This window comes from Ruegeria atlantica (assembly GCF_013032455.1).
GTDB lineage: Bacteria > Pseudomonadota > Alphaproteobacteria > Rhodobacterales > Rhodobacteraceae > Ruegeria > Ruegeria atlantica_B.
This window is the reverse complement of sequence record NZ_WQCF01000002.1, coordinates 510,631-523,133: the sequence shown is the minus strand read 5'-3', so window position 1 is coordinate 523,133 and position 12,503 is coordinate 510,631. Positions and strand designations below refer to the sequence as shown.

The 12,503-nt window shown below is 54.3% G+C and carries 12 protein-coding genes; 6 read left to right on the top strand and 6 right to left on the bottom strand.

Annotated elements, in window-relative coordinates:
* Positions 1–64: 64 nt before the first annotated feature.
* Positions 65–691, bottom strand: coding sequence for a hypothetical protein (locus tag GOW93_RS06615; protein ID WP_170382433.1), 627 nt, complete (start codon positions 689–691; stop codon positions 65–67).
* Positions 681–1,868 (bottom strand): tyrosine-type recombinase/integrase, encoded by a 1,188-nt coding sequence (locus GOW93_RS06610; protein ID WP_170382431.1) that lies wholly within the window; start codon positions 1,866–1,868, stop codon positions 681–683. Before GOW93_RS06610 ends, GOW93_RS06615 begins: the two co-directional genes overlap by 11 nt.
* A gap of 596 nt (positions 1,869–2,464) precedes the next feature.
* Between GOW93_RS06610 and GOW93_RS06605 the strand changes: the two genes are divergently transcribed.
* Entirely contained in the window at positions 2,465–3,400 is a 936-nt protein-coding gene (locus GOW93_RS06605; protein WP_170382429.1) for a phosphatase PAP2 family protein, read from the top strand.
* Between the two features lie 123 nt (positions 3,401–3,523).
* On the opposite strand, the gene GOW93_RS06600 is transcribed toward GOW93_RS06605, so the two are convergent.
* From GOW93_RS06600 to GOW93_RS06585, 4 genes are all read right to left on the bottom strand, one after another.
* Positions 3,524–3,976 (bottom strand): CoxG family protein, encoded by a 453-nt coding sequence (locus GOW93_RS06600; RefSeq protein ID WP_170382427.1) that lies wholly within the window; start codon positions 3,974–3,976, stop codon positions 3,524–3,526.
* Between the two features lie 404 nt (positions 3,977–4,380).
* On the bottom strand, positions 4,381–5,385 hold the full coding sequence (locus tag GOW93_RS06595; RefSeq protein ID WP_170382426.1) for an ABC transporter substrate-binding protein: 1,005 nt from the start codon (positions 5,383–5,385) through the stop codon (positions 4,381–4,383).
* Positions 5,364–6,725 carry a sensor histidine kinase gene (locus GOW93_RS06590; protein ID WP_170382424.1) on the bottom strand — a complete coding sequence of 454 codons (1,362 nt, stop codon included), beginning with the start codon at positions 6,723–6,725 and terminating at the stop codon, positions 5,364–5,366. Before GOW93_RS06590 ends, GOW93_RS06595 begins: the two co-directional genes overlap by 22 nt.
* Positions 6,715–7,383, bottom strand: coding sequence for a response regulator transcription factor (locus GOW93_RS06585; protein ID WP_170382422.1), 669 nt, complete (start codon positions 7,381–7,383; stop codon positions 6,715–6,717). Before GOW93_RS06585 ends, GOW93_RS06590 begins: the two co-directional genes overlap by 11 nt.
* 108 nt (positions 7,384–7,491) lie before the next feature.
* On the opposite strand from GOW93_RS06585, the gene GOW93_RS06580 reads away from it, so the two are divergent.
* The 5 genes from GOW93_RS06580 (at position 7,492) to GOW93_RS06560 (ending at position 12,497) form a co-directional block, all read left to right on the top strand.
* Positions 7,492–8,469, top strand: a complete 978-nt coding sequence (locus GOW93_RS06580) for a Bug family tripartite tricarboxylate transporter substrate binding protein (protein WP_170382420.1) — start codon at positions 7,492–7,494, stop codon at positions 8,467–8,469.
* 67 nt (positions 8,470–8,536) lie between these two features.
* Positions 8,537–9,019, top strand: coding sequence for a tripartite tricarboxylate transporter TctB family protein (locus GOW93_RS06575; RefSeq protein ID WP_170382418.1), 483 nt, complete (start codon positions 8,537–8,539; stop codon positions 9,017–9,019).
* A gap of 1 nt (position 9,020) precedes the next feature.
* Positions 9,021–10,532, top strand: coding sequence for a tripartite tricarboxylate transporter permease (locus tag GOW93_RS06570; protein WP_170382416.1), 1,512 nt, complete (start codon positions 9,021–9,023; stop codon positions 10,530–10,532).
* Complete coding sequence (locus GOW93_RS06565; protein ID WP_170382414.1) at positions 10,522–11,709, top strand: CaiB/BaiF CoA transferase family protein; 1,188 nt, start codon at positions 10,522–10,524, stop codon at positions 11,707–11,709. Before GOW93_RS06570 ends, GOW93_RS06565 begins: the two co-directional genes overlap by 11 nt.
* Complete coding sequence (locus tag GOW93_RS06560) at positions 11,706–12,497, top strand: citryl-CoA lyase (RefSeq protein WP_170382412.1); 792 nt, start codon at positions 11,706–11,708, stop codon at positions 12,495–12,497. Before GOW93_RS06565 ends, GOW93_RS06560 begins: the two co-directional genes overlap by 4 nt.
* Positions 12,498–12,503: the final 6 nt, after the last annotated feature.

Below are 12,503 nucleotides of genomic sequence, written 5' to 3'. Positions count from 1 at the left end.
TCAATTGCCGCCAACACAAGGTTATGAATTATAAGGTGAACTCAAGTTCACCGGTTGGGTGAGCCTATTTGAGGCTAGGCTTAAGTGGTTTGTCATAGCCAAACAGCGTATCTGGATCAGTTAGGCCAAAAACAGAAGCAATCCGCCCAGATAAATTGGGAAGGTGGTTGTCGTTCTTGTCTTCCATAGCTCGTCGCAAGGTCCGTGTGCTGCATTTCAAAAAAGGACCGTCAGCCTGAATTTTGATGTCTCGAAGACCTAACGATGCAAAATCAAGAGCGTCATAATCGGTGTTGAACTCGCTGTGTCTGTAGTCTTGTCGGTTCCACGCGCGAATGCACGCCGTCGGCATTGCCTGGTAACTACGCTTATCCTTAACCCATGCCCTAACAGCGATCACAGCTCTGCGCCTTACTTCGTTTTCAATTCGGCGTCTGATGACGATCAATGGGCGTTTACCTGCTCCTTTCCAACTCGGCTTTTTGCCTAGATGATAGTCCGCGGTTAGCTTTAGAAGGTGATCTGCCAGCCATTCCGGCAGTGCTATCTGGTGTTCACTGCAAAGAAGAATTGCTTGGTATATAGCTGTCGGATCGCCACGGATGATGGCCTTCTTGAACTCCAATAGGAGCACCGCAGGTTTTTCATTCAGGTTGATCGCCTGTTCTCTTAAAATTGATTCAGAAGCCATCAAATGTGCTCTTCTTCTTAGCCGTCACATGGTCCGCCCACGTCTCCATGATCACGCGTCGCTGCTCTAAATAATCTGTCCGCCGATAGGCTCGTTCAATCTGACCTCCCACCGAATGAGCAAGACAGGTCTCCGCAATTTCGTAGGGTGTGTTGGTCCGGTCTGCTACCCAATCCCGAAAGCTGGACCGGAACCCATGTGGCCTGTATGGCAAACCCACCTTGCGCATTTGATGACCCATCGTCATGTCCGAAATCACTCCCTTGCGAAGGCCGGGGAAGAGAAATCCATCCCGATTAAATGGCTTTGCAAGATCGACCACGCTCACGGCCTCGCTGGATAGTGGGACGCGGAAATCAGAGGTTTGACCTAACCGCCCCTTCATTTGATCCGCCGGAATAGTCCAAACACCGTCTTGAATTTGATCGAACCGCATGAATCTAATTGGGCCGGATCGAACCGCTGTCAGGATCAGCATTCTCAAAGCGAGATTGGTCGTCGTCGGCTCTTCCAATGTTCTGTAAAATTCGGGAACTTCGTTCCACGGCATGGCAGCAATATGCTGAGGCCTGTGTCTGGACCTCCCGAGCAGAGCCTTTGCTTTCTCTGTGGCCTGCAAATCCACGTCTAACCCAAGGGCAGCGGCGTGTTTGAGGACGATGCCTAGGCGATTTATGGCTTTACGCGCCGTCTCTCCCTTGGAATGCCAGATAGGCCTCAGAGTATCCCGAATGTCGATCTGATCGATTTCTGATACAGGGACCTTGCCCAGTTTTGGTAATACGTGCAGTCGAAGGGGAGAAAACCACCGTCCAGCCTTACCATCGTTTTTCAATTCGGCTTTGCGGCTCTCATATGCGTCCAGAGCGACTTCAGTTAGACAGTACAGGTTGCGCTCTGCTTCGCGGCGCTGTTTCTCGCGCTCTTTGATAGGGTCGATGCCCTGACGCGCAAGGGCACGCCAATGTTCTGCCTGCTGTCGTGCTTCTTTAAGCGAGACTGCGGTGGCGGACCCGAGGCCCATCTCACGCCTGCGCCCATGAACTGAGATCCTGAGAAACCATTGACCGCCACCATCTTGCCGCTTGTATAGCCACAACCCGGCGCCGTCGCAATATTTGCCGGGACCTGCTGCTTTTACTGCAGCAGCAGACAGTTTGTGGATTGGTCTCCTCATTCGTCCACCCTTTTGTCCACCTTTTTGTTTAGGACATCCTGCTACACTCTGACACGCGATGGAATAGATAAGGTTTTAAATTGTTTTCCTTTTCCTAAAAATGTGGAATGCCGTGGGGTATGTTGGTGCAAGGTCTCAATGCATCTCCTGGGCACCAAATTTCCGAAATAAACAAATACTTATTAGCCGTTGCGCTTAAATGATCCTTTTCGGACCACCCCCGAATACAACCTTTGAACCTTCGTCAATCGGCCAAACCGCCTGTTATGCGAAAAATCCGCTCGGGAATGAGTTAAAACCCAAACTCCGGGAAAACCCAATCAAGAACAACGCTGTAATTCACCGTGTTGCTCCTCTTCGGCGTCTAGACGGACGGAAAAAACAATCAAAGAAACATAACTCCCGCCTGAAATTAGAAACCGTGCCAAGCTTGTTTCCGACGCAGAGTCCAACTGGAACCACGCCAATACCACACTCGAAACCCATTCATCGGCACCGCCTGCAAAATTGCTTGGAGGCAGAGTAGTTAACCACTACCATCTGAAAAATGGACCGGCACAAAGTGTCTTGTAATTGTATCGTTATATTGTTGCTGGATGATTGATCATAAAAGCCGCACGCTTCTCCAACCACCTGAAGTTGCTTCATTTTTTGTTTGTGTAGCGATTCTGTCGCTGTTTGTCGCTCTTGCCGCATTCTGGCAACAATCAGTAGCCTGGGGAGAATTAGCCTTTCGCACCGGCGCGGCCTTGGGTATCGGCGGATTTGGCCTTTTGTACAGAAAGCTGGATCGCAACGAAGGAATCGCGTTGGTCCTGATTGGTACCGGATTGTTCGTTGGGTTCACCAACAGCACCATTTTTTTGAATTATCTTTTTCTTCCGGTATCTCGGCCAATTGTCGATCCGTTTCTAATACGCGTTGACGCTTTTTTTGGCTACCATTGGAAATCTTTCGTTGTCGCACTTGCAGATTATCCGGAGTTCGGTCGCGCCTTGGCATGGGTTTATCATACTTCTGTCGTGCAAATGTTTGGGCTGATTGTCATTCTGGCCTTCTCGCAAAATCACCTGCAACTCTATCGATTTATTGTCGCGGGTATGGCCGCAGGGCTCATGACAGTCGGTATCTGGGTTTTGTTCCCAAGTTTTGGTCCCGCAGCTTATCAGACAATCCCTGCAGGCGTTTCAGAAAAAATTAACCTTGTTGTCACGAACGACTATGGAAGGGAGATTTTACGACTGGCTGACGAAGGCAGTGCTATTATCTCCTTCTCACATACCCTCGGGCTAATAGCCCTTCCTTCGTTTCACACGGTTATGGCGGCGCTTGCAGTATGGTTCAGCCGCGGCTTGATTATTTTCTATCCGGTAATGGCACTAAACATCCTGATGATACCAGCAATTCTGTCTCATGGCGGGCACCACCTGGTTGATGTGTTCGGCGGGATTATAATATCCATTGTCGCCCTGGTCATAACCCTAAAATTACTGCCGGAACCGGGGGCAAATCAGGTGGTTCAGGCAAGTTGATTGCCCGTTCTGCCCTAATATTCCGCACGCAACCCTCATGATGGGTGCGTCGGTTGGGCCTGCCCTCAAGTGAACTACACAAGGATCAGTCATCCGGTTGTAGCACTCGGCCTTCAGTGAGTGTCAGGACACCGACTGTTCCGATACGATCTCACCGAACCGGGTGAAGAACTTGCCTGACAATTTCTTGGCTGTTCCCGAAATTAAGCGGCTACCCAATTGGGCAATCTTGCCCCCAACCTCGACCTTCGCAGCATAGGCCAGAACCGTCTCATCTCCGTCCTCGGTCAGCGTCACATCTGCGCCACCTTTGGCAAAACCTGCCGCTCCTCCCTTCCCCTCGCCGGACAGTGAAAATCCGCCAGGCGCATTTGTATTGTCCAAAGTCACCTCACCCGCGAACTTTGCTTTGACTGGGCCGATTTTCAGGACAACTTTCGCCTCGAGCTCCTCGGGTGACTTTTGGATCAGCTCCTCGCAACCCGGGATGCACTCTTGCAGAATCTCGGGGTTGTTCAGGGCCCGATACACCACGTCCCGCGGTGCCGCGATGCGAATTTCGTCACTAAGTTCCATCCAATTTCCCTTTTTTAAACAGCATCTTGGGTAAACAAGAAACGCAACCTCAATCGCCTCTTCAACGATTTTTCCGAGGCGCGCAGCCGGTTAAGCACGTTTCTCACCAGACGCCTCCCTCGCCTTGTCGGTGTTTCGCCACAGCACAATCTTCGACAAAATCAACACTGTAATCTCATGTGGGTCAATCGCATGGATATCCAACCCCGCTGTTGATTGGACCTTTCCCACATATACCGAAACCACACCCTAAATGATAAGTTTCGCCGTTAACGTAACAGCCTTTCTGCAGCTAGCCACCCTGGAAGCTCGGGTCGCGTTACATAGCATGCCAATTCGCATCGGGCGCAATGAGCGAGCCGCTCGAAAAGGTCGGCCCTCCTATTCAATAAAGGACCCGACAACTACTGGATTACTGCATCTTCCCATGCAGACAGGAATTTTCTGCGCTTCAGGTCATCTAAAAATGTCAGCAAAGCCGGGTTCAATCCGATCGCCTCTCGATCCGCTGAACTGTCCTCAGACGAAAGCGGCGGCAGCGAAGACTGAATATCTTGCGATGCTGGTTTCTCTGCGATCAGGTAGCGGACGAATGCCCCGGCCGCATCCGGTTCCTGCGTTGCATGTGAAACCAAAGCTGTCCGCATCATGATGGTTTGAAAATCAGTTGGTAGAATAACCTCTAGGGTATCCTTACCCTCTGTGCGGACTGCGGCGTAGCTGCCAAGGACATTGTAAGCGACCAAAAGCGTCCCGTCGGCAAGATCGTTTATCATTTCGCCCGAACAGCAATACAACCGAACATCCAAACCGCCCATAACTTCCATCAAGCGCCAGTATGTTTCGGAAGCACGAGCATCCTGTGTCGCGAAAAGATAACCGAGGCCGGACTCGCGGACGTCATAGGTTCCTACTTTGCCGCGAAATTCTTCGGGGCGTTCACGCAGCGTTTCGATCAACCCTTGGCGTGTCAGAGGAAGTTGCTGACCTTCAAACGCAGTGCGATTTATTACGATGGCTGCAGGTTCCGTCGTAAACGAGAACAAGCTTTGGTGCCACTGCGCCCAGGACGGTGTTTCAATATCATCCAAAGGCAATGCAAAGCCATCATTTGCCAGCTTCAGTTGCAGATCCATTGCACTGGAGACAACAACATCGAAAGCGTCGGGCGTGGCGCGAACACGCTCGTTGATATCGGCGGTGCTAGAGACAAGGTATTCGATACTAATAAGGGGGTTTTGGGCGACAAAACCCTCTATCAACGGTGCAAACAAAACCGTATCCGTACTTGAAATAACCCGGAGACGAGGCCCATCGGCACCTTCGTTAAAGATCAGGCGATCTTCCCAATCTTCGGCCAATCCCAAGCCGGGCAACACGAGCAGGACTAGAGCGATAAGATAACGCATGCGCCCCCCTTTGGCTGATTTGTCAGAACCAATGTGCCGCCATGAGCGGTCGCCACATCCTCGGCGATGGTCAATCCCAGACCCGATCCAATCGTTCCAACGGCGTTTTTGCCACGCTCAAACCGTCGCGTCAGTTGGCCTATTTCTTCAGGAGGGAAGCCCGGTCCCGAGTCGCTTACCTTGACCTCAGGCTTCGCGTTGACCTCTATTTCAACGGCGCTGTCCGATGGTGCATATTTCAGCGCATTATCGATCATGTTGCGCACGGCGTTTTGTATCAGAATTGGATCACCGGAATAGGGAACCGTGGGGTCGCCTGTCAGCGAAAGTGACAGCTCCTTCATTTCCGCAATTGGCGTTAATCGCTGAACCAGCTCGCGGATCAATTCGACCAGATCCACATCTTCGCGTTCAAGGCGATCGGCACGGGACGTGATCATTGCATGATCCAAAAGCTGCCCCGCAGCGCGAGAGCTTTCGTCAATGGCGCGAACCATGGCACGCAGGGCCTCGCGGTTATCTTTTCGCTCAACCCGGTGGAGCGTTGCCTCGGCATATGATCTGACGGTTGCGAGCGGCGTTCGCACCCGGTGGGCTGCCTCGGCAATAAAGTCCTCGGACTGGCTGAGCGATTGATCCAAACGGCCCATCAGTGAATTCAAAGACGTCACCAATGGTGCCATTTCCCGAGGGACCGGTTTCTTGAAGGGGCTTAGATCTTGAGGGCCCCTTCGCGTCACCGACGTCGTCAGTTTGTTGAGCTGCCCGATGGTCGTCGAGGTAACCCAAAAGGAAAGTGCCGCTGTAAGAAGAAAGAAGCCCAATCCCAATAGGGCGGCATTTCGCGAAATTTGATCCAGCGTTTGTGATAGGGCGTCCTGTGTCTGGCCCAGCACGACCTCAATTTCCGTTTGCCTGCCCAAGCCGACCAGCGTGCGGCTGGCGCTGACCTGTCGGATACGTTCCCCGCGCAATTCACCGGATTTGAAGGACCAATCGCTCTCTTCTGCCCCTCCGGCCAAGCGCAGGTCTTCATACCCCGACAGAAACTCTCCATCCTGAAAGATGGCATAGAACACCCGGTCATCCGACGGGGTGCTTAGCATCGAGAACGCCGCATAGGGAATATCCACCTCAAGCACCCCATCCCTGAGCGCGGCAGCATCAAGGATGGATGCGACTGACGCCTCCAGAATGTTGTCCTGACCTTGCTGGGCGACTTGGGCCGCATAGTTTCGAACCGCGAAAAACAGAAGAACTGCAAGAACCGCCGCGCCGCCGATCAATGTCAGCACAAGCCTGTTCCGCAAAGATCCAGAAACGGTCGGATTATCGGTCATGATCCAACCTGTATCCCAGACCGCGCAAAGTGGTTATTTTCAGCTCTGACTTTTCAAGGTGCCTGCGCAAGCGACCGACATAGACCTCGATAGCATTGTCCGACACGTTGTCGTCATAAGAGAACAATCTGTCTGCCAGTTTCTGTTTCGAAAATACGTGACCGGGGGCGTTTATGAACAGCTCCATCAAGCGCAGTTCACGGTTTCGCAAAGATACGGTTTCCCCACCAACCGTTAAATGGCCAGCGACCGGATCAAACACCACGCCGCCCATCTCGATTGTCGATTTCGTGATGCCTGATTTTCGGCGCAGCACAGCGCGGCAGCGCGCCTCAAGCTCGGCGTGGTCGAAAGGTTTGGTCACGTAGTCGTCGGCCCCCAGATCAAGCGAACCGATTCGGTCCGAAACCTGACTACGGGCGGTCAAAATGATCACGGGCGTGTCCAAATGGCCTGCCCGGTGGCGTTTCAGAAAGTCTCGGCCATCCCCATCTGGCAGCATGATATCCAAAAGGATCAGGTCATATTCCTCGGTTTCTACGTAAGCGGTCGCATCGTCCAAATTCGCTGCGTGATCAATAACATGGCCATCCAGCCGCATTCGGGAACTGACCGCATTCGCGAGGTCAATATTGTCTTCGACAAGCAGAAATTTCATTAGGCCCTAACAGAATTTTGCCGCGTGACAGGTTGATGTCAGGTTGGTGTGTTTTTGTTTAGCCCAGTCTGAGCCGCCATGCGGCTGGATGTCAAACGGGAGGAAAACATGACGACATTCAAACTGGGCCGACGCGCCCTGATCGCAGCTGTGACCGCAATTGGCCTGACTGGCCCAACTTGGGCCGATCAGGTGGTCGATAGCATTCACTTTCTGATCCCCGGCGGTGCTGGCGGCGGTTGGGACGGCACAGCCCGCGGCACGGGCGAAGCACTGACCAAAGCGGGCCTCGTGGGTACTGCGTCTTACGAAAACATGTCAGGCGGCGGCGGCGGTAAAGCCATCGGTTTCCTGATCGAAAATGCAGACAGTAACCACGGCACGCTGATGGTGAATTCGACACCTATCGTGATCCGCTCACTGACCGGTGTGTTTCCGCATAATTTCCGCGATCTGACACTGGTTTCGGGCACTATTGGTGACTATGCTGCGATTGTCGTGGGCAAGGACAGCCCGATCAACTCGATGGAAGATTTGCTCGCCGCGTTTGATGCCGATCCTTCGGGCACGGCCATCGGCGGTGGTTCGGTGCCAGGCGGCATGGACCATCTGGTTGCCGCAATGGTGATGGAAGCGGCCGGTAAAGACGCTCTGGCCGTGAAATACATCCCCTATGACGCAGGCGGCAAAGCCATGGCAGCCCTGCTGTCGGGTGAGATCGCAGCCCTGTCGACCGGTTTCTCGGAAGCCGTCGATCTGGCGAATGCGGGCGAGGTCAAGATCATCGGTGTAACCGCCGACGAACGTGTTGACGCAGCACCCGATGCAATGACCATGAAGGAACAGGGCATCGACACATCCTTTGTGAACTGGCGCGGCTTCTTCGCGGCCCCCGGCCTGCCGGAAGACAAGTTGGTGGCTTACCAAGACGCAATTGCCAAGATGTATGACACGCCGGAATGGGAAGAAGTTCGCGCCCGTAATGGGTGGGTGAACATCCACAACTCGGGTGATGATTTCCAGTCGTTCCTTGAGCAGCAGGAACAACAGATCGGCGATCTGATGAAAAAGCTGGGTTTCCTTTAAAAATAGATTTGGCAGAGCGGTGCGCCGCTCTGCCATCCCTAACGTCAACGAATAAGGAGGGGGTCACATGGCGCTGGATCGCTGGATCGCACTCGTTCTTCTGGGTGTAAGTTTACTTTATGGCTACGCCGCATGGTTCACTATGGATGGTAGTCTTCCCCCTTTCATGCAACGAAACCCCATCTGGCCAAGCACCTTCCCCAAAGTGTTGTCTGTATTGGCTATAATCACGACAACGATCATCCTGCTGGGTTTTGAAAAGTCCGAGCCGAAAGAGGCCGATATCGATTATCGACGCCTGGGAGACTATCACTTGGATCAGGCACTGATGCTGCTGGCGCTGATGGTCATATACGCCCTGTGTTTGCGCCCTGTGGGGTTCCTGATATCAACCTCTGCTTTCCTGATCCTCGGATCCTTCATTCTGGGTGAGCGCAGGTGGCACATCATGCTGCCCGTAGCGTTCATCGCAACAGGCACCGTCTGGTATCTGGTTCAGGAAGTTCTTGGCATCTACATGCGCCCCCTGCCGGGCATTTTCGGAGGCTGACATGCTTGAAGGACTTCTGATCGGCCTGCAAACGGCATTCTCAATCCAAAACCTTCTGATGGTCATCGCAGGATGTCTGATCGGCACGTTTATCGGCATGCTACCGGGCCTTGGGCCGATGTCGATCATTGCCATCATGATCCCGGTCGCCATCTCGATGGGCGACCCATCGGCGGCACTGATCCTGTTGGCCGGTGTCTATTATGGCGCAATCTTTGGCGGCTCGACGTCATCGATCTTGCTGAACGCGCCGGGGGTCGCGGGCACAGTCGCCTCAAGTTTCGACGGCTACCCAATGGCCCGACAAGGCAAAGCCGGCAAAGCGCTGACAATCGCTGCGATTGCCAGTTTCGCTGGCGGTACGCTGGGCGCTGTGCTGCTGATGGTGTTTGCCCCTGCCCTGTCTTCGGTCGCACTGTTGTTCCATTCGGCCGAGTATTTCGCTCTGATGGTGGTGGGCCTTTCAGCCATCGCCGCGTTTGCAGGAAGCGGACAGGTGGCCAAGGCCATCATCATGACGGTTCTTGGTCTGATCATGGCAACCGTTGGCGAAGGCGCACTGTTCAACCTGCCTCGGTTCACAATGGGGATTATGGACCTGCAATCGGGCTTTGGATTTATCACGCTGGCCATGGCCATGTTCGCCCTACCCGAAGCGCTGTTTCTGGTTCTCAAGCCAAAGGACCTGAAGGGCGACGACGGTAAAATCAAAGATCTACGTATCACCAAGGATGAAGCCAAAGCCATCGCTCCGGTGATCGGACGGCAATCGGTGCAGGGATTCTTTATCGGGGTTCTGCCAGGCGCCGGTGCAACGATTGCCAGCTTCCTTGGCTATGCAGTCGAACGCAACATCGCGCCTAAAGAAGAGCAGGAGGAATTCGGCAAAGGGTCGATCAAGGGTCTGGCTGCCCCTGAATCAGCAAACAACGCAGCCTGTACCGGATCATTCGTTCCGCTGCTGACCTTGGGCATTCCCGGATCGGGAACAACGGCAATTCTGCTGGGGGCGTTGATTGCCTTGAACGTGACGCCCGGCCCGCGCCTGATGTTGGACGAACCTCAGATCTTCTGGGCCGTGATCATGTCAATGTTCATCGGCAACCTGGTCCTTCTGATCCTGAACCTGCCGCTGATCCCCTACATTGCCAAAGTGTTGGCGGTTCCGCGCAACTTTCTGATCCCGTTCATTTTGTTCTTCACCCTAATGGGGGCCTATATCGGGCAGAACAACGCCACCGAATTGCTGATCCTGGTTGGGTTCGGCGTCTGCGCGACGGCTTTGAAGTTTGCCGACTATCCACTGGCCCCACTGCTGATCGGGTTCATCCTTGGCGGCATGATGGAGGACAACTTTGCCCGGTCCATGCAGCTTTATGACGGAATCGCGTTCATCTGGGAACGTCCCATGACGCTGGGTCTATTGGTGATTGCGGCCCTGTTGGTGCTGTTGCCCAGCTATCGGGCTCGTCGGGCGCGGGCGCGGGCAGCCGGGGTCGCAGATGGCGACTGAGCCCCTTGCGGGAATACGGGTTCTGGACCTGACAAACGTTCTGGCAGGCCCGTATTGCTGCTATCAACTTGCACTGATGGGAGCCGAAGTGATCAAGGTCGAACGCCCTCAGGGCGGCGACCTTGCTCGCGTATTGGGGGCTGACCCCGGGCGCAACAAGGCCGGAATGGGTATCAGCTTTCTCGCCCAAAACGCGGACAAGAAATCAGTTACCTTGGACATGAAATCTGCAAAAGGCAAAGAGCTGCTGAAACGGTTGGTGCAAACCGCGGATGTTTTGGTCGAGAACTTCCGACCTGGCGTCATGAACCGTCTCGGGTTGGGCTATGAAACCTTGCGCACTGAAAACGCCAATCTGATCTACTGCGCCATCAGCGGTTTTGGTCAGGACGGGCCGCGCCGAAAAGACCCGGCCTATGATCAGATCGTTCAGGGCCTCAGCGGTGTCATGTCGATCACAGGTGCGCCTGATACAGCCCCATATCGCGTTGGCTACCCGTTGGCCGACACTGTCGGTGGGTTAACAGCGGCTTTCGCCATCAGCGCGGCCCTGAACGCCAACCCTCGCGGCGCGTTTTTGGACATCGCTATGTCCGAAGCGGTGATTTCGACAATGGGCTGGGTGGTTTCGAACTATCTGATCGGCGGCGTCACCCCCGGCGCACATGGCAACGAAAACACGACATCCGCGCCGTCGGGCACATTTGCCACCACAGATTACCCGATCAATATTGCCGCAAACCGCGATGAGCAATGGCAGGCACTCGCCCGACATCTCGGTCGAGAGGATTTGCTGCAAAACCCCGACTATGCGACGCGCGAAGACCGCAAAAGGAACCGCCATTCTCTGCGAAAAGATCTGGAAGAGACTTTGCGCACGCGTTCGGCCACTGAATGGGTCAACGAACTGAATGCGTTGGGCGTTCCGACCGGGCAGGTCTTGACTGTGCCCGAAGCCCTATCGGACGACCAGCTCGCTGGCCGTGGATTGATTGGGTGCCTGTCCGTGCACGGTGAAGAAATGAAATTGGCCGGCAGCCCCGTCGTGATGGACGGACAGCGCAGGATGCCTCAATACCCTCCACCCGATCTTGGCGCAGACAACTCTGTGATCTGGTCGGAACTTGGCTTGTCCAGTGCAGAGATCGGCGCGTTGAAGAAGGAGGGTGTGATATGAACGATGTCGCCGACTGGTGGAAAACAGCCATCATCGACATGGAACCAGGACGCATAGACCTGCGCGGAGAGCCAATACAGGACCTCATTGGTAATCTCGGCTTTGCCGAAATGATCTGGTTCATGGTGCGTGGTGACAGGCCATCACCTGCACAATTGCAGTTGTTTGAGGCTGCGCTGGTCGCCGCCGTGGATCATGGACCGCAAGCGCCGTCAATTGCGACGGCCCGTATGGCGGTGACGTGTGGATTGCCTCTGAACAACGCCATGGCCAGTGCCGTGAATATGCTGGGTGACATCCATGGCGGCGCAGGTGAGCAAGCCGTCACGCTCTACCATTTCGTCAATTCGCACCCTTCAAGTGTTGGCGTGGCGGTGGACGACTGGGTTGGTTTGAACGGAAAAATTCTGCCAGGGTTTGGTCATCGGTTTCACACGCCAACGGACCCCCGCGCACCACGCTTAATGAGCTTGGTCGACGAAGCGGTGGCACACAACGCATGTGATGGCCATTTCAGAGCTATCGCGAGTAAGATTGAGGCAGAATTGGCATTCCGCAAGGGTAAGCCGGTTCCAATGAACATCGACGGGGCCACAGCAGTTATTTATGCCGAACTCGGCTTTGCTCCGCCCCTTGCACGGGGCTTGTTTTGCTTGTCCCGGTCGGTCGGCATTCTCGCGCACGCTTGGGAACAAACGCAACAAGGGGGTCGAAACAAAGGCCCGACGCCGCCCAAGTATCGCTGGACCTATGTGAATGCTGAGGAGCAGCACAATAACGGCCAATAAAACAAC

What these genes read in the sequence shown, in the direction of transcription:
- GOW93_RS06560 (WP_170382412.1), top strand. Translation starts at nt 11,706, where the DNA reads ATGAACGATGTCGCCGACTGGTGGAAAACAGCCATCATCGACATGGAA.
- GOW93_RS06570 (WP_170382416.1), top strand. Translation starts at nt 9,021, where the DNA reads ATGCTTGAAGGACTTCTGATCGGCCTGCAAACGGCATTCTCAATCCAA.
- GOW93_RS06575 (WP_170382418.1), top strand. Translation starts at nt 8,537, where the DNA reads ATGGCGCTGGATCGCTGGATCGCACTCGTTCTTCTGGGTGTAAGTTTA.
- GOW93_RS06595 (WP_170382426.1), bottom strand. Translation starts at nt 5,385, where the DNA reads ATGCGTTATCTTATCGCTCTAGTCCTGCTCGTGTTGCCCGGCTTGGGA.
- GOW93_RS06565 (WP_170382414.1), top strand. Translation starts at nt 10,522, where the DNA reads ATGGCGACTGAGCCCCTTGCGGGAATACGGGTTCTGGACCTGACAAAC.
- GOW93_RS06610 (WP_170382431.1), bottom strand. Translation starts at nt 1,868, where the DNA reads ATGAGGAGACCAATCCACAAACTGTCTGCTGCTGCAGTAAAAGCAGCA.
- GOW93_RS06600 (WP_170382427.1), bottom strand. Translation starts at nt 3,976, where the DNA reads ATGGAACTTAGTGACGAAATTCGCATCGCGGCACCGCGGGACGTGGTG.
- GOW93_RS06615 (WP_170382433.1), bottom strand. Translation starts at nt 691, where the DNA reads ATGGCTTCTGAATCAATTTTAAGAGAACAGGCGATCAACCTGAATGAA.
- GOW93_RS06585 (WP_170382422.1), bottom strand. Translation starts at nt 7,383, where the DNA reads ATGAAATTTCTGCTTGTCGAAGACAATATTGACCTCGCGAATGCGGTC.
- GOW93_RS06580 (WP_170382420.1), top strand. Translation starts at nt 7,492, where the DNA reads ATGACGACATTCAAACTGGGCCGACGCGCCCTGATCGCAGCTGTGACC.
- GOW93_RS06590 (WP_170382424.1), bottom strand. Translation starts at nt 6,725, where the DNA reads ATGACCGATAATCCGACCGTTTCTGGATCTTTGCGGAACAGGCTTGTG.
- GOW93_RS06605 (WP_170382429.1), top strand. Translation starts at nt 2,465, where the DNA reads ATGATTGATCATAAAAGCCGCACGCTTCTCCAACCACCTGAAGTTGCT.